General features: G+C 73.4%; 22 protein-coding genes. 4 read left to right on the top strand and 18 right to left on the bottom strand.

Annotation, left to right across the window (positions count from 1 at the left end):
* Window positions 1-18 precede the first annotated feature (18 nt).
* From FH715_RS20770 to FH715_RS20830, 12 genes are all read right to left on the bottom strand, one after another.
* Window positions 19-1,125, bottom strand: coding sequence for a M24 family metallopeptidase (locus FH715_RS20770; RefSeq protein ID WP_139647574.1), 1,107 nt, complete (start codon window positions 1,123-1,125; stop codon window positions 19-21).
* A gap of 99 nt (window positions 1,126-1,224) precedes the next feature.
* A complete protein-coding gene (locus FH715_RS20775; protein ID WP_425472758.1) occupies window positions 1,225-1,962 on the bottom strand; it encodes an AAA family ATPase in 738 nt (245 codons plus the stop codon).
* A gap of 71 nt (window positions 1,963-2,033) precedes the next feature.
* Window positions 2,034-2,495 carry a type II 3-dehydroquinate dehydratase gene (gene aroQ / locus FH715_RS20780; protein ID WP_139647575.1) on the bottom strand — a complete coding sequence of 154 codons (462 nt, stop codon included), beginning with the start codon at window positions 2,493-2,495 and terminating at the stop codon, window positions 2,034-2,036.
* A gap of 40 nt (window positions 2,496-2,535) precedes the next feature.
* Window positions 2,536-3,657, bottom strand: a complete 1,122-nt coding sequence (gene aroB, locus FH715_RS20785; protein ID WP_139647577.1) for a 3-dehydroquinate synthase — start codon at window positions 3,655-3,657, stop codon at window positions 2,536-2,538.
* Window positions 3,654-4,169 carry a shikimate kinase gene (locus FH715_RS20790; protein ID WP_139647579.1) on the bottom strand — a complete coding sequence of 172 codons (516 nt, stop codon included), beginning with the start codon at window positions 4,167-4,169 and terminating at the stop codon, window positions 3,654-3,656. Before FH715_RS20790 ends, aroB begins: the two co-directional genes overlap by 4 nt.
* Window positions 4,166-5,350, bottom strand: coding sequence for a chorismate synthase (gene aroC, locus FH715_RS20795; RefSeq protein ID WP_139647581.1), 1,185 nt, complete (start codon window positions 5,348-5,350; stop codon window positions 4,166-4,168). The genes FH715_RS20790 and aroC overlap by 4 nt, the downstream gene beginning before the upstream one ends.
* A gap of 117 nt (window positions 5,351-5,467) precedes the next feature.
* The gene (locus FH715_RS20800; RefSeq protein WP_139647583.1) at window positions 5,468-6,313 is read right to left on the bottom strand and encodes a shikimate dehydrogenase; all 846 of its coding nucleotides are present in this window, start codon (window positions 6,311-6,313) and stop codon (window positions 5,468-5,470) included.
* Window positions 6,310-8,331 (bottom strand): endolytic transglycosylase MltG, encoded by a 2,022-nt coding sequence (gene mltG, locus FH715_RS20805; RefSeq protein ID WP_139647585.1) that lies wholly within the window; start codon window positions 8,329-8,331, stop codon window positions 6,310-6,312. Before mltG ends, FH715_RS20800 begins: the two co-directional genes overlap by 4 nt.
* An 84-nt stretch (window positions 8,332-8,415) precedes the next feature.
* Window positions 8,416-8,880 (bottom strand): Holliday junction resolvase RuvX, encoded by a 465-nt coding sequence (gene ruvX, locus FH715_RS20815; protein WP_139647587.1) that lies wholly within the window; start codon window positions 8,878-8,880, stop codon window positions 8,416-8,418.
* On the bottom strand, window positions 8,880-11,546 hold the full coding sequence (alaS, locus tag FH715_RS20820) for an alanine--tRNA ligase (RefSeq protein ID WP_139647589.1): 2,667 nt from the start codon (window positions 11,544-11,546) through the stop codon (window positions 8,880-8,882). The genes ruvX and alaS overlap by 1 nt, the downstream gene beginning before the upstream one ends.
* Entirely contained in the window at window positions 11,546-11,926 is a 381-nt protein-coding gene (locus tag FH715_RS20825) for a DUF6167 family protein (protein ID WP_139647591.1), read from the bottom strand. The genes alaS and FH715_RS20825 overlap by 1 nt, the downstream gene beginning before the upstream one ends.
* A complete protein-coding gene (locus FH715_RS20830; protein WP_139647593.1) occupies window positions 11,923-12,336 on the bottom strand; it encodes a DUF948 domain-containing protein in 414 nt (137 codons plus the stop codon). Before FH715_RS20830 ends, FH715_RS20825 begins: the two co-directional genes overlap by 4 nt.
* A 229-nt stretch (window positions 12,337-12,565) precedes the next feature.
* Here FH715_RS20830 and FH715_RS20835 point away from each other — a divergent pair, with 229 nt between their 5' ends.
* Complete coding sequence (locus FH715_RS20835; protein ID WP_139647594.1) at window positions 12,566-14,788, top strand: ATP-binding protein; 2,223 nt, start codon at window positions 12,566-12,568, stop codon at window positions 14,786-14,788.
* A 58-nt stretch (window positions 14,789-14,846) separates the two neighbouring features.
* Here the strand turns inward: FH715_RS20835 and rpsD are convergent, their stop codons facing one another.
* On the bottom strand, window positions 14,847-15,461 hold the full coding sequence (gene rpsD, locus FH715_RS20840) for a 30S ribosomal protein S4 (RefSeq protein WP_139647596.1): 615 nt from the start codon (window positions 15,459-15,461) through the stop codon (window positions 14,847-14,849).
* A gap of 56 nt (window positions 15,462-15,517) precedes the next feature.
* Between rpsD and FH715_RS20845 the strand changes: the two genes are divergently transcribed.
* Window positions 15,518-16,360 carry a DUF2470 domain-containing protein gene (locus FH715_RS20845; RefSeq protein WP_211367724.1) on the top strand — a complete coding sequence of 281 codons (843 nt, stop codon included), beginning with the start codon at window positions 15,518-15,520 and terminating at the stop codon, window positions 16,358-16,360.
* A gap of 406 nt (window positions 16,361-16,766) precedes the next feature.
* Here the strand turns inward: FH715_RS20845 and FH715_RS20850 are convergent, their stop codons facing one another.
* The 3 genes from FH715_RS20850 to FH715_RS20860 form a co-directional block, all read right to left on the bottom strand.
* The gene (locus tag FH715_RS20850; protein WP_139647598.1) at window positions 16,767-18,116 is read right to left on the bottom strand and encodes a replication-associated recombination protein A; all 1,350 of its coding nucleotides are present in this window, start codon (window positions 18,114-18,116) and stop codon (window positions 16,767-16,769) included.
* Window positions 18,117-18,186: 70 nt separating this feature from the next.
* Window positions 18,187-18,840, bottom strand: coding sequence for a vitamin K epoxide reductase family protein (locus FH715_RS20855; protein ID WP_139647600.1), 654 nt, complete (start codon window positions 18,838-18,840; stop codon window positions 18,187-18,189).
* A gap of 257 nt (window positions 18,841-19,097) precedes the next feature.
* Window positions 19,098-19,814, bottom strand: coding sequence for an MBL fold metallo-hydrolase (locus FH715_RS20860; RefSeq protein ID WP_139647603.1), 717 nt, complete (start codon window positions 19,812-19,814; stop codon window positions 19,098-19,100).
* A gap of 202 nt (window positions 19,815-20,016) precedes the next feature.
* On the opposite strand from FH715_RS20860, the gene FH715_RS20865 reads away from it, so the two are divergent.
* The gene (locus FH715_RS20865) at window positions 20,017-20,847 is read left to right on the top strand and encodes a peptidylprolyl isomerase (protein WP_139647605.1); all 831 of its coding nucleotides are present in this window, start codon (window positions 20,017-20,019) and stop codon (window positions 20,845-20,847) included.
* Window positions 20,848-21,039: 192 nt separating this feature from the next.
* Window positions 21,040-22,269: a DUF349 domain-containing protein gene (locus FH715_RS20870; RefSeq protein ID WP_139647607.1), complete on the top strand. Its 1,230-nt coding sequence runs from the start codon at window positions 21,040-21,042 to the stop codon at window positions 22,267-22,269.
* A 90-nt stretch (window positions 22,270-22,359) separates the two neighbouring features.
* Here the strand turns inward: FH715_RS20870 and FH715_RS20875 are convergent, their stop codons facing one another.
* Together FH715_RS20875 and FH715_RS20880 are read right to left on the bottom strand one after the other, a co-directional pair.
* Window positions 22,360-24,804, bottom strand: coding sequence for a RelA/SpoT family protein (locus FH715_RS20875; protein ID WP_139647609.1), 2,445 nt, complete (start codon window positions 24,802-24,804; stop codon window positions 22,360-22,362).
* Window positions 24,805-25,029: 225 nt separating this feature from the next.
* A complete protein-coding gene (locus tag FH715_RS20880; RefSeq protein WP_139647611.1) occupies window positions 25,030-25,578 on the bottom strand; it encodes an adenine phosphoribosyltransferase in 549 nt (182 codons plus the stop codon).
* Window positions 25,579-25,580: the final 2 nt, after the last annotated feature.

Here is a 25,580-nt window from a genome sequence, read left to right on the forward strand (position 1 = left end):
TCCGCTGCCGCCTGGGCTTCACAGAGCCAGGAGTTCCTTGGTCGTGATGGTGAGTAGCTCGGGCCCGCCGTCCGCCGGAGGACGGACGACGAGTGTGTCGTCGATCCGGACTCCGCCCCGGCCCGGGAGATGCACCCCCGGCTCGACGGTGACCGGAACACAAGCGCTCAGTCTACCCATGGCCGCCGGCCCCATCCGAGGGTCCTCCCCCATTTCCAGCCCCACCCCGTGCCCGGTGACCGGCCCCAGGGCCTTGCCGTGGCCCGCGGCGGTGAGCACCTCGCGGGCCGCGCGGTCCACCGCGCGGTACTCCACGTCCGGGGCCAGCGCCTCGCGAGCGGCCCGCTGGGCGGCGAAGACGACGTCGTACAGCTCGATCTGCCAGTCCGCCGGGCTGGTGCCGATCACGAACGTCCGCCCGATCCGGCAGCGGTAGCCGCGGAAGCGCGCGCCCAGCCGCACCGTCAGGAAATCGCCCTCCTCGACCCTGCGGTCCGTCGGCCGGTGCCCCGCGAGACCCGAGTGGCTGCCGGTGGCCACCGAGGTGGGGAACGCCGGTCCGTCCGCGCCGTGGTCGACCAGCCGCCGCTCCAGCTCCAGGGCCAGATGCCGCTCGGTGCGGCCCACCAGGATCGACTCCAGCAGCTCCCCCAGCGCCCGGTCGGTGATCTCGGCCGCCGCCCGCAGCGCCGCGATCTCGTCGTCGTCCTTGACCACCCGGCGCCCCTCGACCGCGCGCCCCAGGTCCGTCAGCCGCACCCCGGGGACGGCGGCCAGCACCGCGCGGTGCCTGGCGACCGTCACCTGGTGCTCCTCGACCGCGACCTCGCCCGCGCCCTCCTCGACCGCCAGCGCGACGGCGGCCTCCACCGGATCGGCCTCGCCGTCCAGCGCCACCACGCGCGGCCCGCCCAACTCCCCCAGCGGGCCGCCAGGACTCTCCGCCGGGTCCCAGTGGCCGAGCAGCACGTCGCCGCCGGAGCGGCGCACCAGCAGCGCCGCGCTCGAAGGGGCGGGCCCGACCAGATAGCGGACGTTGGCCGGCCCGGCGACGACGGCGGCGCCGTTCCTCGGGGAACAGCGGGCGCGCAGCCAGGATCGTCGAGCCGCGTGAACCTCGGACATGGGTCGAGCCTACGCAGCCGGCGGCAGACCGGCCGCCTGGAGAGGGCCTAACGAGCGGCGCCCGCGCCGGGGCGCGTCCCCGGGGTCACCGGCGCGCGTTCACCACTGCGGGGGGCTGTGCAGACTGCGGGTGACCGCCTCGTCCAGCATCCGGGCGGTGGTCGCCACGTCGTGCCGGGAGTTGTCGATGATGGGCAGCCCCGAGCCGTACCAGCCGGCCATCCGGCCGTGGATCGTGGCGACCTCCTCGTCGGAGAGCCGCCGGGTGCCGCTGCGCTCCGCGTTCCGCTCCAGCACCACGTCGAGGCCGGGCAGCAGCACCACGGGGATCAGGCCCGGGCCGACGTGGCGCTTCCACCCCCCGAGGCCCACGGCCGGGCGGTCGGGGAAGACCGCGTCGTCGAGGATGCAGGAGATGCCGTTGGCGAGGTAGTTGCGCGCGGCGAAGCCGCAGGTCCTGCGCGCCAGCCGGTACTGGGCCTCGGACCTGTCGTCCCACCCGGTGCGGGGGTCGGCGAAGCCGGAACGCACCCACTCCCGCACGTCGTCCAGGCTGATGTGCGCGGTGGGCACCTGGCGGCGGTCGGCCCAGTAGCGGGCGACCGTCGTCTTGCCGGCGCCGGCCGGCCCGATCAGCAGCACCGCGACGCCCGCGTGGTGCACGTCGGGCAGCACCGTGGCGGGTGCCGGGGCCGGAACCGTGTGGCCCGGTGGCAGTCGGAGGTGCCCGGCAGTGCCGCCGTCGAGCGGCGCGGGCGGTGGTGAGGGCATTCCACCGGGTTGTTGCATCCGCTCCCCACTCCGTTTTCTCCCCTGCGCGAGCCCCGGCTCGCGCACCCGTTCCGGTGTGACACACGGTACCGCTCCCCGGGCGAGGTCCGGGAGGCGGCAGCCGTTCGACGGGCGCCTCAGCCCGCCGGCTCCGCCACCAGCGCGCGCAGCGCCAGCAGGTAGGAGTCGATGCCGAAGCCGGCGACGGTGCCGGTGGCCACCTCGGCGACCACCGAGGTGTGCCGGAACTCCTCCCGCCGGTGCGGGTTGGAGATGTGCACCTCGATCAGCGGCGCGGTGAGCTGCGCGGCGGCGTCCCGCATCGCGTACGAGTAGTGGGTGAACGCGCCCGGGTTGAGCACCACGGGCACCGCGCCGTCGGCCGCCTCGTGCAGCCAACGGACCAGCTCGCCCTCGTCGTTGGTCTCCCGCACCTCGACGGCCAGGCCCAACTCGGCGCCCAGCGCGGTGCAGCGGGCGACCAGACCCGCGTAGGAGGTGCTGCCGTAGACGTCGGGCTCGCGGGAGCCCAACCGGCCCAGGTTGGGCCCGTTGAGCACCAGGACCCGGCGGTCGGTGCTGGTCTCGGCTCCGCTCACGCCGTCAACTCCCCTTGCCGTGCCGTGCGTACGTCGTGCATCAGTCGGCGATCTCCGCGTGCGCGGCCAGCAGCGCCGCCGGGTCGGGGCCCTCCAGCACCGTGGGCCTGGCGAGCCCGTCCAGCACGATGAAGCGCAGCAGGTCGCCCCTGGTCTTCTTGTCGACCCGCATGGTCTCCAGCAGCCGGGGCCACTGGTCGCCCCTGTAGGTCACCGGCAGGCCGACGGAGGCCAGCACCTCCCGGTGCCTGGCGGCCGTCGCCTCGTCCAACCGGCCGGCGATGCGGCCCAGCTCGGCGGCGAAGACCATGCCGACGGAGACGGCGGCGCCGTGCCGCCAGCGGTAGCGCTCGTTCTTCTCGATGGCGTGCGCCAGGGTGTGGCCGTAGTTCAGGATCTCGCGGCGGCCCGACTCCCTCAGGTCCTCGGAGACCACCTCGGCCTTGACCCGGATCGAGCGCTCGATCAGCTCGGCGGTGTGCGGGCCGGCCGGGGTCCTGGCGGCCTCCGGGTCGGACTCGACCAGGCGCAGGATCTCGGGGTCGGCGATGAAGCCGGCCTTGATCACCTCGGCCAGGCCCGAGACGTAGTCGTTGACCGGCAGCGAGTCCAGCGCCGCCAGGTCGCACAGCACGCCGGCCGGCGGGTGGAAGGCGCCCACCAGGTTCTTGCCCTCGGCGGTGTTGATGCCGGTCTTGCCGCCGACGGCCGCGTCGACCATGCCGAGCACCGTCGTCGGCACGGCGATCCACCGCACCCCGCGCAGCCAGGTCGCCGCGACGAAGCCGGCCAGGTCGGTGGTGGCGCCGCCGCCGACGCCGACGACCACGTCGCTCCGGGTGAAGCCGGTCTGCCCCAGCGCCGACCAGCAGTAGGCGGCGACCTCGGCCTGCTTGGCGTCCTCCGCGTTGGGCACCTCGACGGTGATCGCCTGGTACCCCTGGGCGGCCAGGTCCTCGCGGAGCGCCTGCCCGGTCTCGGCCAGCGCCTCCGGGTGCAGCACCGCGACGCGCTGCGCGGTGCCGATCAACGACGGCAGCTCGCCGAGGAGTTGACGCCCGATCAGCACCTCGTAGGGGGCGGTGCCCGCGCTGCCGCCGACGGTGACCCGCAGGGGCGCTACCGGCTCGGCGGAGGGTTCGGGGGTGGTGCCGCTGCTCATGCCGGGTGGTGCTCCAATGCGTCGATGACGGCCGTGGCGACCTCGTCGGGGGTGCGTTCCGCGGTCTCCACCACGGCCCTGGCGACCTCGGTGTACCAGGGCCTGCGCTCCTCCATCAGGGCGCGCCAGCGCTGCCTGGGGTTGATCGCGAGCAGGGGGCGCGGCACGTCGAGGCCGACGCGGTGGACCGCCTCGGCCAGCGCCACGTCGAGGAAGACGACCGGCAGCCCGGTCAGCAGCGCGCGGGTCTCCGGGTCGTGGACCGCGCCGCCGCCGAGGGCGAGCACCCCGTCGTGCTCGGCGACCGCGCGGCGCACCGCCGCGGCCTCCAGCGCGCGGAACGCCGGCTCGCCGTCGTCCAGGAAGATCTCGGGGATGGGCTTGCCCGCCTCGGCCTCCACGTCCGCGTCGGTGTCGCGCAGGGCGACGCCCAGGCGCTCGGCCAGCAGGGTGCCGACGGTGGTCTTCCCCGATCCCGGCGGGCCCACCAGGACCACGGCCGGGGCGCTCACCTGATCTCCAGGTGGGCGAGGTAGGACTCGACGTTGCGGCGGGTCTCCGCCACGTTGTCGCCGCCGAACTTCTCCGCGAGCGAGTCGGCGAGGACCAGCGCCACCATCGCCTCGGCGACGATCCCGGCCGCCGGCACCGCGCAGACGTCGGAGCGCTGGTGGTGAGCGGCGGCGGCCTCGCCGGTGGCGGTGTCGACCGTGGCCAGCGCGCGGGGCACGGTCGCGATGGGCTTCATCGCCGCCCGCACCCGCAGCACCTCGCCGGTGGAGAGCCCGCCCTCGGTGCCGCCGGAGCGCCCGGAGGCGCGGCGGATGCCCTCGGGGGTGGCGTGGATCTCGTCGTGCGCCTGGGAGCCGGGGACGCGCGCCAGGCCGAAGCCGTCGCCCAGCTCCACGCCCTTGATGGCCTGGATGCCCATCAGGGCGCCGGCCAGCCGGGCGTCCAGGCGGCGGTCCCAGTGCACGTGGGAGCCGAGGCCGACCGGGACGCCGTACGCGACGACCTCGACGACCCCGCCGAGGGTGTCGCCGTCCTTGTGCGCCTGGTCGATGACGGCCACCATCGCCTCGCTGGCCTCGGCGTCCAGGCAGCGCACCGGGTCGGCGTCGAGCGCCGCCACGTCCTCGGGGCGCGGCAGCGAGCCGGCGGGCGCCTTGGCGCCGCCCAGCTCGACCACGTGGGAGACCAGCTCGATCCCGGCGGTCTCCCGCAGGTAGGAGCGGGCGACGGTGCCGAGCGCGACGCGGGCCGCGGTCTCCCTGGCGGAGGCGCGCTCCAGGATGGGGCGGGCGTCGTCGAGGCCGTACTTCTGCATCCCGGCGAGGTCGGCGTGGCCGGGACGGGGGCGGGTCAGGGGCGCGTTGCGCGCCAGCTCGGCCAGCTCCGCCGGGTCCACCGGGTCGGCGGCCATCACCTTCTCCCACTTGGGCCACTCGGTGTTGCCCACCATGATCGCCACGGGCGAGCCGAGGGTGCGGCCGTGGCGCACGCCGCCGAGGAAGGTGACCTCGTCCCGCTCGAACTTCATCCGGGCGCCCCGGCCGTAGCCGAGCCGGCGGCGCGCCAGGGCGTCGGCCACCAGCTCGGTGGTGATCGGCACCCCGGCGGGCAGCCCCTCCAACGTCGCGACCAGTGCGGGGCCGTGTGACTCCCCCGCGGTCAGCCAGCGCAGCCTGCTCAACGGTGCTCCTCGGATGCGAAAACCCTGCGTGTCACCCCGATCTTGCCACGCCCCACCGACAGCCGGCTCACCCGTCTGCCTCGCGAGACGGCGTGCGGGGGCGGGCGCGGCGGGCGCTCAGCGGGCGGCGAGCGCCGCCTCGCCCGCCGCGCGCATCGCGGCGACCGGCGCCGGCGCCAGCCCGGTCATCAACTCGACCTGGCAGACCGCCTGGTGGACCAGGAGGTCCAGGCCGCCGACCACCCGCCCGCCGGCCGCCGACCAGGCCCCGGCCAGCGCCGTCGGCCACGGCTCGTAGAGCACGTCGAAGAGCACCCCGGGGCCGGCCGGCACCGCGCCCGCCAGGGCGTCGGTCGCCCCCGCCGGGGTGGTGGCGACCACCAGCGGCGCGTGCAGCGCCTTCTCCGCCTCGGCCCAGGGCGCGGCGACCACGCGCACGCCCAGGCGCTCGCCCCAGGCGCGCATCTCGTCGGCGCGCGCCTCGCTGCGCACACAGGCCGTGACCTCGCGCGCCCCGAGCCGGCCGAGCGCGGCCAGCGCCGAGGCGGCGGTGGCGCCGGCGCCCAGCACGGTGGCCCGTTCCACCTCGGTCACGCCGCGCTCGGCGAGCGCGGCGACCAGGCCGGGGACGTCGGTGTTCTCGCCGAGGGCCCGCCCGTCGTCGGTGAGGAGCACGGTGTTCACGGCGGAGACCGAGGCCGCGGTCTCGCTGACCTCGTCCAGCAGCGGGATCGCCGCCCGCTTCAGCGGCATGGTCAACGACAGCCCGGCCCACTCCTGACCCAACCCGCCCAGGAACGGGGCCAGTTGGTCCTCCCCGATCTCGAACCTGTCGTAGCTCCAGTCGGTCAGCCCCAGCGCCCGGTAGGCGGCCAGGTGCAGCGTCGGGGAGAGCGAGTGGGCGATCGGCGAACCGAGCACGGCGGCGCGGCGGACGCCGGCGGGGCGGAGGGTGGCCGTCATCCGCCGTTCTCCTCGCGGTTGCGGGACTGGACCTCGTTGAAGTCCTGGACGTTGCGTTCGTGTTCCTCGTGGTCGGCGGTGAAGCGGGTGTCGCCCGACTCGACGGTGACGAAGAACAGCCAGTCGCCCTCGGTCGGGTTGAGCGCCGCCTCCAGCGCCTGGTGGCCCGGGTTGTCGATGGGGCCCGGCGGAAGCCCGTACTCGACATAGGTGTTGTAGGGCGAGTCCAGGTTGGTGTCGTCGAGGGAGACGTCCAACGTGGAGCGGCCGAGCGCGTAGTTGATGGTGGAGTCGAACTGCAACCGCATGTCGATGTCCAGCCGGTTGTAGACCACCCGCGCGACCTTGCCGAACTCCTCGTCCTCCTGCGCCTCGGCCTGGATCAGCGAGGCGATGGTCAGCACCTCGCGCGGGGTGTGGCCGAGCTGTTCGGACGCGGTCTCCAGGCTGATGCCGTCGAACTCGGCCTCGGCGCGGTCGACCATCTCGGTCAGGAGCTCCTCGGCGCTGACATCCCCGCCCACGTCGTAGCGGGAGGGGAAGAGGAAGCCCTCGGGGTCGCCCTCGGCCCAGTCGGGCAGGCCCAGGTCGGCCGACTCGGCGACCTCCTCGGTCTCGCCCTCGCCGAGCCCGAGGCGTTCGTCGATCAGCGCGTAGATGTCGGTGGCGCGTTTGCCTTCGGGAATGGTCAGGGTGTTGAGCGCCTCGGGGTCGGTCATCGCGGCGACGGCGGCCTCGGCCGACATCTGCTGGCGGAGCGTGTAGACGCCGGGCTGGATGGACGCCTCGGCGGACTCGGCGGCCTCGACGAAGGCGTCGTGGCTCTTGACCACGTCGGCGCCCTTGAGGATGTTCCCCATGTCGGAGAGGACGGAGCCGGCCGGGATCTCGACCTCGACCTCGCCCGTGCCCTCGCCGGCGTAGTCGGGCGCCGGGCCGAAGCGGTCCTGGTAGAAGCCGTAGCCGTACCAGCCGGCACCGCCGACGCCGGCCACGATCACGGCGGCCAGCACCAGACAGCCGCAGCCGCCCCTGCGCTTGGAGCCGCGCTCGCGCCGCCCGCCGTCGTCGCCGCGGTCGTCCTCGTCGTCGTCCCCGCGGCGGAAGAAGTCGGACTCCCCGGCGTCGGGGCCCGGGTCCCAGCCGGTCTCGGGGTCGGGCCCCGGGTCGTCGCCGCTCCTGGCCCTGGGCACCTCGACCGAGGGCATCGCCTGGGTCGCGCCGTGGCCCTGCTCGGGCGGCTGGGGGTGCTGGGCCTGGGGGTGGCGCTGGCCCGGTGGGGAGAGGTCGTGCTGGGCGGTGCCCTGCTCGGGGTAGGGCGCCCCGCCTCTGGCCTGGGTGTCGTAGCCGGGCGAGGCGAAGCCGCCGGTGTCGTAGCCGCCGGCGCGGTAGGAACCGGTGTCGTACCCCCCGGTGTCGTAACCGCCGGTGTCGTAGCCACCCGTCTGGTAGCCGCCGGTGTCGTAGGCGCCGGAGTCGTAGCCTCCCGAGCCGTAGCCCTGCCCGCCGTAGCCGCCCCGTTGCTGACCGCCGCCGTAGCCCTGTCCGCCGTGGGCACCGGTGTCGCCCGTGTCGTAGCCCTCCGAGGGGTATCCCTGCCCCTGGGGAGAGTGGCCCTGGTGCCCCTGGTTACCCGGGTACTGCTGCGAGGGAACGCCGGAGTCCCAGCCCTGCTGACCGCCCTGCGCGCCCTGGTAGCCCGGGTCCTGGTAACCCTGCTGCTGGTATCCCTGCCCCTGGTACGAGGGGTCCTGATAGGAGGGGTCCTGATAGGAGGGGTCCTGATAGGAGGGGTCCTGGTACCCCTGCCCCTGGTAGCCCGGGTCCTGGTAACCCTGCGGATAACCCGCCGCCTGCTGACCGCCCGGCCCCCGGCCGTACGCGTCGAAGTCCCCGGCGCCCTGCGGCTGCTGGCCCTGCCCGGGGGGCGGGTACCCCTCCGGCCAGTCGCGCTCGCCGTAGAGCGGGTCGTCCGGGTACCACGGTTCGGAGCCGGAGCCCCGGCCGTAATCAGTCATCGATCCCCTAGTGCAGCAAGGTGGCAGCCCCGTACCCCCCAAGCAGCAAACTGCCGTGTCGCGCGGAACGTTACCGTATCGCGATCAGACAACCACTTCGACGCACTGCCCCGGCGGTCGCCCCGCACCGCGCTCCGTTTCCAGCGCGCTCTGCAGGATCACCACCGCCGCCGCCTGGTCGATGCGGGAGCGTCCCTTCTTCGCCGAGACACCCGAGGCACGCATGTCGCGCGCCGCCGCCACGGTCGACATCCGCTCGTCGACCAACCGCACGGGAACGGGCGCCACCTGGCGCGCCAACTCCCCCGCGAAGGCGCGCACTCGGCCGGCCGCCGGGCCCTCGCGTCCGTTGAGCGAACGCGGGAGCCCGACGACGACCTCGATCGGCTCGTACTCGGCGACCAGCTGTCCGAGACGCCGCCTGGCGGCCGGCAGATCGCGCCCGGGGACGGTCTCCACCGGCGTCGCCAGCAGCCCGTCGGGGTCGCAGGAGGCGACCCCGATCCTGGCGTCGCCGACGTCGACCGCCAGCCGCCTGCCGCGTCGCATCAGGCGACGTCCGCGACCTGGCGCTCCACCGCGGCCAGCGCCTCGTCCACGGCGTCCGGGTTCTGGCCGCCGCCCTGCGCCACGTCGGGCTTGCCGCCACCGCCGCCGCCCAGCGCCTTGGCGGCGGTGCGGACCAGGTCACCGGCCTTCAGACCGCGTTCCCTGGCCGCCTCGTTGGTGGCCACCACGGTCAGCGGGCGCCCGCCGGTCACGGTGAACAGCGCCACCACGGCGGGGCGGTCGCCGGCCAGCCGGCCGCGCACGTCGAGCACCAGCCTGCGCAGGTCGTCGGCGGTGGTGCCGTCGGGCACCCGGCCGCTGGCCAGCGCGACACCGCGCACGTCGCGGGCGCCGGAGGCCAGACCGCCCGCGGCCTGGAGGACCTTCTCGGCGCGGAACCGCTCGATCTCCTTCTCCGCGTCCTTCAGCCGCCCCAGCATCCCGGAGACCCGCTCCGGCAGCTCGTCGGGCCGCCCCTTGAGCAGCTCGGTCAGCTGGGCGACCACCGTGTGCTCGCGCGCGAGGAAGCGGTAGGCGTCGACGCCGACCAGCGCCTCGACCCGGCGCACCCCGGAGCCGATGGAGGACTCGCCCAGCAGCTTGACCAGGCCGAGTTGGGAGGTGTTGTGGACGTGGGTGCCGCCGCACAGCTCCTTGGAGTAGTCGCCGATGGTGACCACCCGCACGCGGTCGCCGTACTTCTCGCCGAACTCGGCGATGGCGCCCTGCTTCCTCGCCTCGTCCATCGACATCACCTCGGCGGAGACGTCGAGTTCGCGGCCCAGCACCTCGTTGATCTTCTGCTCGACGTCGGCCAGCACGGAGCCGGGCACGGCCGTCGGCGAGCCGAAGTCGAAGCGGAACCGGCCGGGGGCGTTCTCCGAGCCGGCCTGCGCGGCGGTCGGGCCCAGGGCGTCGCGCAGCGCGCGGTGGGTGAGGTGGGTGGCGCTGTGGGCGCGGGCGATGGCGCGGCGGCGCTGGACGTCGATCTCGGTCTCCACGGAGGCGCCGACCGCCACCTCGCCGACGAGCACGACGCCCTTGTGCGAGATCACTCCCGGCACGGGCTGCTGCACGTCCCGCACCTCGACCACGGCGCCGCTGTCGGTCCTGATCCGCCCGGTGTCGGCGAGCTGCCCGCCGCCCTCGGCGTAGAACGGGGTGCGGCTGAGCACCACCTCGACCTCGTCGCCCTCCACGGCGACGGGCGCGGAGGCGGCGTTGACCAGCAGGCCGACGACGTTCGACTCGCCGCTGACGCTGGTGTACCCGATGAACTCGGAGGGACCGGCGGCGTCGGCGAACTCGCGGTAGGCGGTGAGGTCGGCGTGGCCCTGCTTCTTGGACCTGGCGTCGGCCTTGGCGCGCTCGCGCTGCTCCTTCATCAGCCGGCGGAAGCCGCTCTCGTCCACGGACAGCCCCTGCTCGGCGGCCATCTCCAGGGTGAGGTCGATCGGGAAGCCCCAGGTGTCGTGGAGCAGGAACGCCTGGTCGCCGCCGAGCACGCTGCCGCCGGCGGCCTTGGCCTCGCTGACCGCGGTGTCCAGGATGTTGGTGCCGGCCCTGAGGGTCTTCAGGAACGCGGCCTCCTCGGCCAGCGCCACGGTCTCGATCCGGCCGCGCTCGGTGCGCAGCTCGGGGTACTGCTCGCCCATGATGCCGATGACGGTGTCGACCAGCTCGCCGACGACCGGCCCGTCGGCGCCCAGCAGCCGCATGTTGCGGATCGCGCGGCGCATGATCCGGCGCAGCACGTAGCCGCGGCCCTCGTTGCCCGGGGTGACGCCGTCGCCGATGAGCATCACCGAGGTGCGCATGTGGTCGGCGACCACGCGCAGGGCGACGTCGCTCTCGTCGGCGGCGCCGTAGCGCACGTCGGTGAGGGCGGCGGCCTTGTCGATGACGACGCGCAGGGTGTCGGTCTCGAACATGTTGTGGACGTCCTGGAGGACCATCGCCAGGCGCTCCAGGCCGAGCCCGGTGTCGATGTTCTGCGAGGGCAGGTCACCGATGATCGGGTAGTCCTTGCCGCCGCCGGGACCGCGCTCGTACTGCATGAACACCAGGTTCCACAGCTCGACATAGCGCTCGTCGTTGACCTCGGGGCCGCCCTCGGGGCCGAAGGCGGGGCCCCGGTCGTAGTTGATCTCCGAGCAGGGGCCGCAGGGGCCCGGCACGCCCATGTCCCAGAAGTTCGGCCCCTTGCCGAGGCGTTGCACCCGCTCGGCGGGGACGCCCACGCCCTCGGTCCAGATGCGGTAGGCCTCGTCGTCCTCCTCGTAGACGGTCACCCACAGCCGCTCGGGGTCCAGGCCGTAGCCGCCCTCGTCCTGGGAGGTGGTCATCAGCTCCCAGGCCAGGGTGATGGCCCGCTCCTTGAAGTAGTCCCCGAAGGAGAAGTTCCCGCACATCTGGAAGAACGTGCCGTGGCGGGTGGTCTTGCCGACCTCCTCGATGTCCGGGGTGCGCACGCACTTCTGGACGCTCACGGCCCGCTCGTAGGGCGGGGTGGCCTGGCCGAGGAAGAACGGTTTGAACGGCACCATCCCTGCGGGGACCAGCAGCAGCGTCGGGTCGTCCGCGATCAGCGACGCCGAGGGCACCACGGTGTGCCCGCGCTCCTCGAAGAAGCTGAGCCAGCGGCGGCGGATTTCAGCCGACTCCATCAGTGGTCCTCATTTCCCGTCAGTCGCTTCGGTGCGTTCGGTCGGATGGTTCGTTCGGTGCGGGCGGCGCGGACCACGCGGGGCCGCGCGGGCGCGGCGGCGGGCAGTTCGTCGTAGGCCGCCTCGCGGGGCAGCACGCGTGCGCCGTCCGGGGGCGTCGACAGGCCGAGCGCGTCGTTGAGTTGGTCCTCGCGCTCGACCATGCCCGCCCTCACGTCGCCGGCGAAGAGCCGCAGGCGCTTCCCGCCGGCGACGGCGCGGTCGGCGGCGCGCAGCGCGAGGCTGTCGGGTGCCAGGGCGCGCAGCTTGCGCTGGACCCTGGTGGTGGCCCACACACCGGCGGCGGCACCGGTGGTGAACCAGAACGCGCGGCGGATCATCGGCGGTCGGTCCTTCCCTGACGACGGCGGGGCGCGGGCACGCCCCGGGGTGGCGGCTCGGGCGCCGCTCTGCGGCCCAACGCGCGACGCACCCCGTACCCGAAGGCCGCGACCTTCACGAGCGGCCCGCCGAAGGTGCTGGCCACCGTGGTGGACAACGCCGAGGCGTTGGCGGCGACATCGCGCACGTCGGCGGTGATGTCGTCGACCCGCTCCAGCTGCGACTGGGCGCTGCGCACCGTGCGGGACGCCTCGCCCAGCAGCGGCACGACGCGTTCGGTGAGCGAGCTGACCAGCTCGGTCGCCGCCCGCAGCGTCCGGGCCAACCGGTACAGCACCACGGCCAGGAACGAGACCAGGATCGCCCAGAAGACAGCCACCAGCAGGCCGGCCACTTCGCCACCGGACACGAACGCACCGCTTCCCTCGGATGGGTAGTTTCGCCGCCTCGGGGTCGACGGTCGGCCGGCCGGAACCGGCCGGGAGGGCATTCTCCTCCCCACCGTTCTCCCCGCTCGACGGCAGGTCCCGACCCTATCGCGCTCCCCGCGCGGGCTCGTACCGCATTCCTTCGCGTCTGCCAAGAGGGACCGGCGACAATTGTACGTTCTGCTTACCTACGCGTACCCTGCGTGTCTTATGCGAGGCTTTCAGGGGTCCGAGCCTCCGGCTCGGGAGACGGCCGGGGGGACCCGTCCGGACGGCTGCCGTCCGGGCAACCTTCCGACGGAGCTGACGAGGTTCATCGGGCGCAGCGCCGAAGTCAGCGCGCTCACGGCCGCGCTGGCCGAGGAGCGGCTGGTCACCGTCACCGGCGTCGGCGGTGTGGGGAAGTCGCGGTGCGCGCTCCAGGCCGCGCGCATTCTGCAGGAACGCTTCTGCGATGGCGTGTGGCTGGTGGAGCTCGCGGGGCTGCGCGATCCCGAACTGCTGGAGCACGCCGTGGTCGAGGCGCTCGGCGTGACCGACCAGTCGGGCCGGCCACCGTTGACCGTGCTCCTCGAACAGCTCGCCGGACGGCGGATGTTGCTGGTGCTGGACGGGGTGGAGCACCTGGTCGAGCCGTCGGCGGCGCTGGCGCACGAGCTGCTGCGCCGGGTGCCGGGGCTGCGGGTGCTGGCCACCGGGCGGCGGCCGTTGGGCATCGTCGGCGAGCGGCTCTACCCGTTGGCGCCGATGACCGCGCCGGTGCCGACCTGCCCGGAGGCGGCGCGGGTGCCCCTCGGCGAGGCGGCCTGGCTCTTCGCCGACCGGGCGGCGGCCGTGCTGCCCGGCTTCACCATCACCCCGGAGAACCGGCGGGTGGTGGCCGAGCTCTGCCACCGGCTGGACGGCATCCCGTTGGCGCTGGAACTGGCGGCCGGCCGGCTGCGCACCCTGTCGCTGGAGCAGACGCTGCAACGACTGGACGACCGCTTCCGGCTGCTGGTCGGCGGCGGCGCGGGGGCGCCGCCGCAGCACCAGACGCTGCGCACGGCGATGGGCTGGAGCCACGAGCTGTGCACCCCGCAGCAGCGGCTGCTGTGGGCCCGACTCTCGGTCTTCGCCGGCCACTTCGACCTGGACGCCGCCGAGTACGTCTGCTCGGGGCCCGACCTGCCGGCCGACGAGGTGCTCGACGTGCTCACCGAGCTGGTGGCCCAGTCGGTGGTCAGCCGGGAGGAGGCGCCCTCCGGGGTGCGCTACCGGATACTCGACACCGTCCGCGCCTACGGGGCGGACTGGTTGGGCGCCACCGGCGACACCGACCGGCTGCGCCGCCGCCACCGCGACTGGTGCACCGGACTGGTCACCTGGTGCGAACTGGAGTGGTTCAGCCCGCGCCAGTCCGAGGTCGCGCGCCGGGTCCACGACGAACTCCCCAATCTGCGGGCCGCGTTCGAGTACGCGATGGAGGAGGACGAGGACGGCAGGTTCGGGCTGTATCTGGCGGCGACGCTCTGGTTCTGCTGGGTGGCGTGCGGCCGGCTGGCCGAGGGCCGGCACTGGTTGGACCGGGCGCTGGCGCTGGGCACCGACCACGAGGAGACCAGGCTGCGCGCGCTGTGGGCGGTCGGATACGTGGCGGTGCTCCAGGGCGACACGGTCGCGGCCCTGACCGCGCTGAACGAGTGCCGCCAGGCGGCGGAACGCACGGGCGACGCGCGCGCCCTGGCCTACTCGCTGCACCACAGCGGGGCGTTGGCGCTGATCAACGACGAGGCGGGCGAGGCGGAGTCGCTGCTGCGCGCGGCGATGGAGCGCTACGAGGAGATCGGCGAGCTCAACAGCAACGTGCTGATAGGGCGCGTGAAGCTGTCCATGGCGATGGCCTTCCAGGGCGACATCGCGGGCGCGGCGGCGCTCTGCGAGGAGGTGCGCGACGTCTGCGAGGAGCACGGCGAGCAGTGGGCGCGCTCCTACGCGCTGCACGTCCTGGGGTTCGCCGCCTGGTCGGACGGCGACACGGCGGGGGCGCGACGGATCCTGGAGGAGTCGCTGCCGGTCAACTACGCGTTCCGCGACCTGGTGGGCACGGTCTTCGCGCTGGAGCTGCTGGCCGGGATCACCGCCAGCGAGGGGGACGCGGCCGAGGCGGCCGTGCTCCAGGGGGCGGCGGCGCGGCTGTGGCGCTCGGTGGGGATGCCGCTCTTCGGGTCGGAGTACTTCAACGACCCGCACGCGCGCAGCGCCGAGCAGGTGGCCGAGCTGCTGGGCAAGACGCGCTTCCGCGAGTGCCTGCGGGAGGGCGAGCGGTTGGACACGGATGCCGCCGTGGCCAGGGCGCTGCGGGTGCGGGGCGGCGCGTCGGCCGCCCCGCGGCCGGTGCTGGCCGGCCCGCCGCCTCCGCCGGGGGCGGAGCGGCGGGCGGCGCCGCAGTGAGCGCGGGGGCCGTGCGTCCCGTGGAACGCGGCCCGTCGTGCGCGCCCGCCGAACGGCGTCAGCGGCCGGCGTAGTACTCGACGACGAGCTGCTCGTCGCAGATGACCGGGATCTCCCCGCGGTTCGGGTTGCGGTCCAGGCGGAACGCCAACGCCGGCAGGTTCACCTGGAGGTAGCGCGGGGTCTCGCCCTCGCCCGCGTAGCCGCCCTCGCGCGCCACCTGGAAGGGGTGCTTGTCGCGGCTGCGCTCGCGCACGCTGATCACGTCGTCGGGCCTCACCCGGAAGGAGGGCTTGTCGACCTTGCGGTCGTTGACGGCGATGTGGCCGTGGACGACCATCTGGCGGGCCTGGTAGATCGTGCGCGCCAGGCCCGAGCGGAGCACGAGGGCGTCCAGCCGCCGCTCCAACTCGACGATCAGCGCTTCGCCGGCCTTGCCGGTGACCTTGCGGGCGCGGTCGTAGGCGCGCACCATCTGGCGCTCGCTGATGTCGTACTGGGCGCGCAGGCGCTGCTTCTCCAGCAGCCGGACCTTGTAGTCGCTGTTCTGCTTGCGCCCACGGCCGTGCTCACCCGGCGGGTAGGGGCGCTTCTCGAAGTACTTGACCGCCTTCGGGGTGAGCGCGATGCCGAGTGCGCGCGACTTCTTGACCTTGGGACGCGACTGGTTCACGTGGAACGAACCTCCGTAGTAAGTTAGGTGAGCCTTACCTTAGCTGAGGAGCGCGCATGATTCGACCTGGGAGTCCCCTGCCCGACACCGGAAACCGGAGCCGGGAGACGGGCCAGCCGCGTCCCACGGAGGATGCCCGACAGCCGACGGCCGCCGAGCGGGTGCGCACCCTGGTGGAGTCGAACGCGTCGGCCACCCTCACCATTCCGGGCGCTGAGCGGGACACCTTCGACAATCCAGTCCCCAGTGTGCCGGAGGCCCGGGCCGTCACCCCACGCGGGGACGTCCTTCTGCTGGTGCCGGCGGACTCCCTGGCAGGCCGGACGGCGGTACACGCCCAACACGACGAGATGACCGCCGTGATGGAAATCACAGACGTCGCGCCGGTTTCGGTGCCCCAGCGCATCAGAGGGAAGGCGTGGGTCGCCGGCTGGCTGACGGCGGTGCCGGCCGAGGAGAGCGGCGCCTGCCGCCGGCTACTGGCCAGGGCCCATCCGGCCGGGCCGACGCCGGGGGCCGCGTGGACACTGCTGCGGCTGGAGCCCGGCGAGGCGTATGTCGACGACCTGTGGGGCCAGGAGCCGGTGGAGCCGGACGAGTTCGCCGAGGCCACCGCCGACCCGCTGGCCCGCCACGAGGCGGAGCTGCTGCAACACCTGGCGGCCAGCCACCAGGACCAACTCGGCTCGCTCTGCCGCCTGCTGGGCGACGCGGCGCCGGACGCCCCCCGCGACGCCGGGCTGAGCGTCGCCCCGCTCAGCCTGGACCGCTTCGGCCTCCGGCTGCGCTGCCGCGCCGCGGAACGCTGCTTCGACGCACGCTTCGACTTCGCCGAACCGGTCACGGACCTGGGCCAGTTGCGCCGCGCCATGCGCTGGCTCTTCGAATCCGCGGGGTAGCCCTCCGGGCGGGTTGGGGACGACCACGGAGCCGCGTGGCGCGGTGAGTCGTCGACCGCGACACACACCCGGCCACCCGCGCAGTTCCCCGCGCCCCCAAGCACCCGACCGCCGCCACCAACACGCGGCAACGAACCAGCACGACAGGCACCCCCACAGGGGCGCGGGGAACTGCGCGGTGCACCCACGACGAGCCGCAGACGACCACGGAGCCGCATGGCGCGGTGAGTTGTCGACCGCGCCCGGCCCGCGGGAAAAACGACCACAGCACCACGCCAAGCCCCCCGCAGGGGGCCTGGGGGCGCGGGGAACTGCGCGGTGCGTCCACGACGGGGGAAAGACGACCACGACACCAGCACCGACCGCCGCCACCACCGCGCGGCAAGCGCCCCAGCGCCTCAGCGCCTCAGCGGTCGGAGAGACGCTCGCGCACCCGCTCCAGAACGTCCGCGTAGCGGGCCTCCGCTCCGTGGCGGGTGGGTTGGTAGTACCGCTTGCCGTCCACCGCGTCCGGAGCGTACTGCTGGGCGGCGATGCCGCCCGGCAGGTCGTGCGGGTACTGGTACTCCGCACCGTGGCCGAGCTTCTGGGCGCCCTTGTAGTGGCTGTCCCGCAGGTGCGCGGGAACCGGGCCGGCCAGGCCGGCGCGCACGTCCGCCTGGGCCGCGCCGATGGCGACCACCGCCGCGTTGGACTTGGGGGCCAGGGCCAGCGCGATGGTCGCCTGACTCAGCGTGATCGCCGCCTCGGGGAAGCCGATCAACGCCACGGCCTGCGCGGCGGCCACCGCCGTGGTCAGCGCCGTCGGGTCGGCCATGCCGATGTCCTCGCTGGCCGAGATCATCAGTCGGCGGGCGATGAACCTCGGGTCCTCCCCCGCCTCGATCATCCGCGCCAGGTAGTGCAGCGCGGCGTCCACGTCCGAGCCCCTGATGGACTTGATCAACGCGCTGGCCACGTCGTAGTGCTGGTCACCGTCCCGGTCGTAGGCGACGGCCGCCCGGTCCACCGCGGCCTCCAGCGTGGTGAGCGCGATCTCGGACTCGCCCTCCGAAAGCGCCGCACCCGCCCCCGCCTCCAGCGCGGTCAGCGCCCGGCGCGCGTCCCCGCCGGCGATCCGCAGCAGGTGCGCCTCCGTCTCCTCCGGCAGCGTCACCGCCCCGCCCAACCCCCGCTCGTCGGCGACCGCGCGGCGCAGCAGCCCCCGCAGGTCGTCCTCGGTCAGCGGCTCCAGCGTCAGCAGCAGCGAGCGGGAGAGCAGCGGGGAGATCACCGAGAAGTAGGGGTTCTCCGTGGTGGCGGCGATCAGCGTGACCCAGCGGTTCTCCACGGCGGGCAGCAGCGAGTCCTGCTGCGCCTTGCTGAAGCGGTGGATCTCGTCGAGGAAGAGCACCGTCTCCTTGCCGAAGCCGCCCGAGCTGCGCCGCGCGCCGTCGATGACGGCGCGGACCTCCTTGACCCCCGCGGTGATCGCCGACAGCTCGACGAAGCGCTTCTCCGTGGCCTGGCTGACGACGTACGCCAGCGTCGTCTTCCCCGTCCCCGGGGGGCCCCAGAGGATGACGGAGGAGGGTCCCGCGGGACCGCCCCCGCCCTCGCCGACCAGGCGGCGCAACGGCGAGCCGGGGCGCAGCAGATGGTGCTGCCCCAGCACCTCGTCCAGGCCCCTGGGACGCATCCGCACGGCCAACGGGCGGGCCGCGGGGACCCGCTCGGCGCGGTCCTCGGCGGCGGCGGTGAACAGATCGTGCTCCACGTCTCCCGACCCTAAGCCACGGCACCGACAACGGCCGAGGCCGGACGGCCGGGACCCGGAAGGCCGCGGGTCAGCTGGTCCAGAAGTCCCACCAGCGCGTCAGGATCAGCATCCCGATCACGCCGACGTGCACCGTCGGGAAGAGCCAGTGGAACTCCTCCAGCACGCTCCGCACGCCGCGCGGCGCGGGCAGGAAGCCCTGACGCACGTTGAACCAGGTCGTGTACCAGAACATCACGATGGTGGCGACCCAGGCGAGGCAGCACCACAGGCACAGCGCGTTGATCTCGTAGAGCGACTGGTACATCAGCCAGGTGCAGAAGGCGACGCCGAAGAGCGTGCCGGCCTGGAGGCCGAGCCAGAACCAGCGCCGGTACCGCGCGCCGGCCAGCAGCCCCATGCCGATGGCGATGACCATGCCGTAGGTGACCATCCCCAGCATCGGGTTGGGGAAGCCGAAGACCTCGGCCTGGTCGCTCTCCATGATCGAGCCGCAGGAGACCACCGGGTTGAAGCTGCACGCCGGGGTGAAGTCGGGGTCTTCCAGCAGATGGAACTTGTCGAGCGTGATGACCCAGGCGGCCAGCAGGCCGGCGAAGCCGGCGACCACCAGCGTCAGGGCGAACGCGCGCCCCGCGCCGACGGGTCCCTCGCCGCCGTCCCCTTCGCTCCGCGCGGGATCCTCGTCCGCGCGCACCTCGTCCACCGCCGAGTCTGCTGCCATGTCGCCTATCCGCTCCGTCGTCCGCGCTGCCTGGCCAGGGGCCCACCATTCTGTACCAGTCAACCGGGCCCGGCGTAAGGGCGCCGTCAAAGTCCCGGGCCGCGGAGGCCACTTCCGCCCCGGTACGCCCCGTGATGCGCCCTGGGACGGACGGTCACCGAATTCGCCTCCGCGGAGGAACGCCGAGGCGTGAGGTTGACCCGCGAACGCCCGGAGTGCGCCCGCGGCGCGCCCGGTAGGGAACGGCACGCTTCCGGTCACAGCCCCCTGCGGGGCGGCGCCTCCGTGTCGGGCCGGGCGAGCCCGGCGGCGGCCTGGCGGAGGAACGGGTTGGCCGCGCGCTCCCTGCCGATGGTGGTCTGCTGGCCGTGCCCGGCCAGCACCACGGTGGAGTCGTCCAGCGGCAGGCAGACGCGGGCCAGCGAGCGCATGATCGCCTCGGAGTCGCCCCCCGGCAGGTCCGTGCGCCCGATGGCGCCGGCGAAGAGCAGGTCGCCGGAGAAGAACACCGGGGGCACGTCGGCCCGTTCGGGGGTCTCGAAGGTCACCGAGCCCGGCGTGTGGCCCGGCGCGTGCGCCACCGTGAAGTCCAGGCCGGCGAGCGAGAGCGTGGCGCCGTCGGTCAGCTCCCGCAGGTCGTCGGGCTCGCCGACGGTCAACTCCCCCAGCAGCGGCTGCCCGATGGTCGCGCCGAGCGCCTTCTCCGGGTCGCCGAGCATGTAGCGGTCGTCGGGGTGGATCCACGCCGGCACGTCGTGGGCGCCGCAGACCGGGATGACGGAGGCCACGTGGTCGAGGTGTCCGTGGGTGAGGATCACCGCCGTCGGCTTCAGCCGGTGGCGGGCGATGGTCTCCTCGACGCCGGGCGCCGCGCGGTGCCCCGGGTCGATGATCACGCACTCCTCGCCGGCGGCGGGGGCGACCAGATAGCAGTTGGTTCCCCAGGCGCCTGAGGGGAAGCCTGCGATGAGCAAGGGTGGCCCTCTCGATGGGTCGTCGGGCGGATGCGCCCGAAGCCTACCGGCGGCGGTGCGCGACGGGCGAACCCGTATACGGTGACGCCTGGCGCGGGGTGCGCGCGTTCGGCGGGTTCTTTACGCCGAAGGCGTCTTTCGAGATGGCTTCTGAACAAGTCTCTGAACAAGTCTGAGTGACTTCTGAACAAGGGAGAGCGCGGTGTCCAGCAAGGAGCGGCGGCGCAAGGAGCTCGCACGGGCCAAGTACGAACGCCAGCAGCGGCGCCGGGCGGAACGGGCCAGGCGCGGGCGCAGGTACCGGGTGGTCGCCGCCGTGGTCGGCGTCGTGGTGGTCGCCGGCGGTGCCACCGGGCTGGCGCTGTGGCTGGGGGGCGACGACGACTCCCCCTCGGACGCGGCCTCCTCGCCGAGCGACGGGCCCACCGAGGAGGCGCCCGAGGTGGAGGACCCCTGCGCCGAACCCGCCGCGGGCGAGCCGTCCGGCGACCAGTGGGACGAGGAGCCGGAGCTGACGGTGGACACCGGCGCCGAGCAGCTGATGACGTTGGCCACCACCTGCGGCGACATCCAGCTGACGCTGGACCCGGAGGCCGCGCCGCGCACGGTCAACTCGTTCGACTTCCTCGCCGGCGAGGGCTTCTTCGACCACACCCCCTGCCACCGGTTGACCACCGAGGGCATCTACGTGCTGCAGTGCGGCGACCCGACCGGCACCGGCCAGGGCGGTCCCGGCTACGAGCTGCCGGACGAGAACCTGGACGCGCCCGAGGTCGGCGAGGGCGTCTACCCGGCCGGCACGGTGGCGATGGCCAACAGCGGACCCGACACCGGCGGCAGCCAGTTCTTCCTGGTCTACCAGGACAGTGAACTCCCCCCGAACTACACGCCGTTCGGCGAGGTGACGGGCGGGCTCGACGTGCTGGAGAAGATCGCCGAGGCCGGCGCCACGGCGCCGGACCCGACCAGCGGGAACACCGCGCCGAACGCCACGGTCGTGATCGACGAGGCGACGGTGGAGCCCGCGGCCTGACCCACGCGCCCCCGGCCAGCGGCAATTTCCGCCCGGCAAGGTGCGGACAGCCGGGCGGGCTGTCGCCTATGTTTGGGCCTGTGCGGGGTCAGGCGCTTGGGGGCGCGGGCCCGGCAGCCCGGGTCTGGGCCGGTGAGAACTGTGGACGATGCCGGGGGTGTTGACCCCGTCGTGCATCAAAGAGGAGGCGCTGTGAGCAGCGAGCCGTGGGGCCGTGTGGATGAGTCGGGGACCGTCTACGTGCGGACACCCGACGGGGAGAAGGTCGTCGGCTCCTGGCAGGCGGGCTCTCCCGAGGAGGCACTCGCCTACTTCGAGCGGAAGTACGAGCGCATGGTGGTCGAGATCGGGCTGTTGGAACGGCGCGTGAAGACCACCGACCTCTCCGCCAAGGACGCGAGCTCCGCCATCGAGAGCCTGCGCGCGCAGGTCGACGAGGGCAACGCGGTGGGCGATCTGGCGGCGCTGGTCAAGCGCCTCGACGCGCTGGTGGCCTCGGTCGACTCGCGTCGTGAGGAACGCAAGGCGGCCAGGGCGCGGCAGTCGGAGGAGGCGCGGGAGGCCAAGGAGGCGCTGGTCACCGAGGCCGAGGAGCTGGCCGGCAGCGACCAGTGGCGCCCGGCGGGCGAGCGGCTGCGCGCGCTGGTCGACACCTGGAAGGGGCTGCCGCGGCTGGACCGCAAGACCGACGACGAGCTGTGGCACCGCTTCTCGCACGCCCGCTCCGCGTTCTCCAAGCGGCGGAAGTCGCACTTCGCCGCGCTGGACGCGCAGCGGGAGGAGACCAGGCGCCGCAAGGAGAAGCTGATCGGCGAGGCCGAGGCGCTCTCCGGCTCGACGGACTGGGGGCCGACGGCCTCCCGCTACCGGGAGCTGATGCGGGAGTGGAAGGCGGCCGGGCGTGCGCACCGGGACGCCGAGGAGGAGCTGTGGGCCAGGTTCCGCGCGGCGCAGGACGTGTTCTTCCAGGCCAGGAGCGCGGTCTTCGAGGAGCGCGACGCCGAGCAGCGGGAGAACCTGACCCGCAAGGAGGAGCTGGCCGCCGAGGCGGAGAAGCTGCTGCCGATCACCGACCTGAAGGCCGCCAAGGCCGCCCTGCGGTCCATCGGTGAACGCTGGGAGGCCGTCGGGCACGTGCCCCGGGACGCCAGGGCCGGCATCGAGGGCCGGATGGGCGCCGTCGAGCGGGCCGTGCGCGAGGTCGAGGAGGCCGAGTGGCGCCGCACCAACCCGGAGGCGCGTGCCAGGGCGGCGGGGCTGACCGGGCAGTTGCAGGACGCGGTGGACCGGCTGCGTGAGCAGGCGGGCAAGGCCAGGGCCGCGGGGAACACGGCGAAGGCCGAGAAGCTGGAGCAGGAGCTGGCCGGCCGGCAGGCGCTGCTCGACCAGGCGCTCAAGGGCCTTCAGGAGTTCGGCGGCTGAGCGGCTGAGTTGCTGAGCGGCTGAGAAAAGGGGCCGCGGTCGACAACTACCCCGGGCTGACCGGGGGTTGTCGATCGCGGCCCCTTCCGTTCACGGGCGGCGGGAGGTCACCCGGTAGACGTCGTAGACGCCCTCGACCCTGCGGACCGCGCGCAGCACGTGGCCCAGGTGCTTGGGGTCGCCCATCTCGAACGTGAACCGCGAGGTCGCCACCCGGTCCCGGGACGTCTGCACGGCCGCCGACAGGATGTTGACGTGCTGGTCGGAGAGGACCCGTGTGACGTCCGAGAGCAGCCGCGAGCGGTCCAGCGCCTCGACCTGGATGGCGACCAGGAAGACGGAGGACTGGGTGGGCGCCCACTCGACCTCCAGGATGCGTTCCGGTTCCCTGGAGAGCGAGTCCACGTTGACGCAGTCCGCACGGTGCACGGAGACCCCGTTGCCCCGGGTGACGAAGCCGATGATGGGGTCGCCGGGGACCGGCGTGCAGCAGCGGGCCAGCTTGACCCAGACGTCGTCGACGCCCTTGACCACCACGCCGGGGTCGGCTGTGGAGCGCCGCCTGGCTCCGGAGGGGACGGGGGACGCGGTCTCGGCGAGGTCCTCGCTGGCCGCCTCCTCACCGCCGACCGCCTGGACCAGTTTCTGGACCACGCTCTGGGCCGAGACGTGTCCCTCACCGATCGCGGCGTACAGCGAGGAGATGTCGGGGTAGCGCATCTCGTGGGCGAGGGTGACCAGCGAGTCGCCGGTGAGGACGCTCTGGATCGGCAGGTTCTGCTTGCGCATCGCGCGGGCGATGAGGTCCTTGCCCTGCTCGATCGCCTCGTCCCTGCGCTCCTTGGAGAACCAGCCGCGGATCTTGTTGCGCGCCCGGGGCGACTTGACGAAGCCCAGCCAGTCCCGCGAGGGCCCGGCGCCGTCCGCCTTGGAGGTGAAGATCTCCACGGTGTCGCCGTTGTCGAGGGTGGACTCCAGCGGCACCAGCCGCCCGTTGACCTTGGCCCCTATCGTGCGGTGGCCGACCTCGGTGTGCACGGCGTAGGCGAAGTCGACGGGCGTCGCGCCGGCGGGCAGGGCGATCACGTCACCGGTGGGCGTGAAGACGAAGACCTCGTTGCGCGAGAGGTCGAAGCGCAGCGACTCCAGGAACTCCCCGGGGTCCTCCGTCTCCTTCTGCCAGTCGAGCAACTGCCGCAGCCAGGCCATGTCGTTGACCGCGCCGTTCTTGTCACCGGAGCGCTTGGCGCCCTCGGTGCGGACCTTGGAGGAGCCGGCGACGGCCTGCTGCTTGTACTTCCAGTGCGCCGCGATGCCGAACTCGGCGCGCCGGTGCATGTCGAAGGTGCGGATCTGCAACTCGACGGGCTTGCCGCCCGGTCCTATGACCGTGGTGTGCAGCGACTGGTACATGTTGAACTTGGGCATCGCGATGTAGTCCTTGAACCGCCCCGGCACCGGGTTCCACCGGGCGTGGACGGTGCCGAGCGCCGCGTAGCAGTCGCGGACGGTGTCGACCAGGACGCGGATGCCCACCAGGTCGTAGATCTCGGCGAAGTCGCGACCGCGCACGATCATCTTCTGGTAGACGCTGTAGTAGTGCTTGGGCCGCCCGGTCACGGTCGCCTTGATCCGGGCGCCGCGCAGGTCGGACTGGACCTCGTCGATCACCGTGGCCAGATACTCGTCGCGCTTGGGCGCGCGCTCGGCCACGAGGCGCACGATCTCGTCGTACATCTTGGGGTAGAGGATGGCGAACGCCAGGTCCTCCAGCTCCCACTTGATCGTGTTCATCCCGAGCCGGTGGGCCAGCGGCGCGTAGATCTCCAGCGTCTCGCGGGCCTTCTGCTCCTGCTTCTCGCGCTTGAGGAAGCGCATGGTGCGCATGTTGTGGAGCCGGTCGGCGAGCTTGATGACCAGGACCCGGGGGTCCTTGGCCATGGCGACCACCATCTTGCGGACCGTCTCGGCCTGCGCGGCCTCGCCGAACTTGACCTTGTCCAGCTTGGTGACGCCGTCCACCAGCAGCGCGACCTGGTCGCCGAAGTCGCGGCGCAGGGTCTCCAGGCCGTACTCGGTGTCCTCCACCGTGTCGTGCAGCAGCCCGGCCATCAGCGTCGCCGAGTCCATGCCCAGCTCGGCGAGGATGGTGGTGACGGCCAGCGGGTGGGTGATGTACGGGTCCCCGCTCTTGCGCTTCTGCCCCCGGTGCCAGCGCTCGGCGACCTGGAAGGCGCGCTCTATGGTGCGCAGCGCCGCGGTGTCGGCCTTGGGGTCGTTGGCCCGGACGACCCGCAGCAGCGGTTCGAGCACCGGGTTGTAGGGCGTGGAGCGCTGGACGCCGAGCCGGGCGAGCCGGGCGCGGACGCGGTTCGACGAGCCCGAGCGGCCGGAGACCCCGGAGACCGCGGGGGTGGCGCCCTGGGCCGCGGGGGGCTGTGCGCGGCCCTCGCCGCCGCCTTCGCGCCTGAGGGCGGTGGCCGGCTTGCTGTTCTTCCGCTGCGTCGAGGTGAGCGGCTGGGCGTCGTCGGGCAAGGGCACTCCTTGTGCGGCCCCCCGTCGGTGCCGGCATCGACGCCGGCGTCGGCGGGGAGAACGGTCCTCCGGGCCTTTTCGGACAGCTTGGGCTCGGAGAAGAGTCCGGCCGAGGAACGATCGGACTGCCATGGTAACGAGCCCGGGCGAAGCGTTCCCGTTCAACCGGCACACAGGCGGGGGCGCCCGCCTTCCCGGCGGGCGCCCCCGTGTGAACGGCTGGAATCAGACGGTGAGGAGCGCCTGGTAGGGGACCTCGCCCAGGGCGTCGCGCACGCGCGTGCCGCCCGGAAGGAATCCCAGCTCCATCAGGACCGCCAGCCCCACCAGGCGCGCCGGGGTGCGGCGCACCAGGCCGATCGCGGCCTCCGCTGTGCCGCCGGTGGCGAGCACGTCGTCGACGATCAGCACCCGGTCGTCGGCGGTGAGGTCCTCGGCGTGGATCTCGATCTCGGCGCTGCCGTACTCCAGGTCGTACGACTGGGACAGCGTGGCGCCCGGGAGCTTGCCGGCCTTGCGGACCGGGACGAACCCGATGCCGGCGGCCAGCGCGACCGGGGCGCCGAGGATGAAGCCCCTGGCCTCCAGGCCGACGACCTTGGTGGCGCCCAGCCGTCCTGCCGTGGCGGCGAGCGCCTCGGTCAGCGCACCGAAGGCCACCGGATCGGCGAGGAGCGGGGTGATGTCCTTGAAGACGATCCCCGGCTTCGGGTGGTCGGGGATGTCCCGCACCCGGGAGCCGAGCAGCTCGGCCAGCTCGTCGTGCGTGGACACGG

Source organism: Streptomyces sedi, assembly GCF_006335015.1.
Taxonomy (GTDB): Bacteria; Actinomycetota; Actinomycetes; order Streptomycetales; family Streptomycetaceae; genus Streptomyces; species Streptomyces sedi.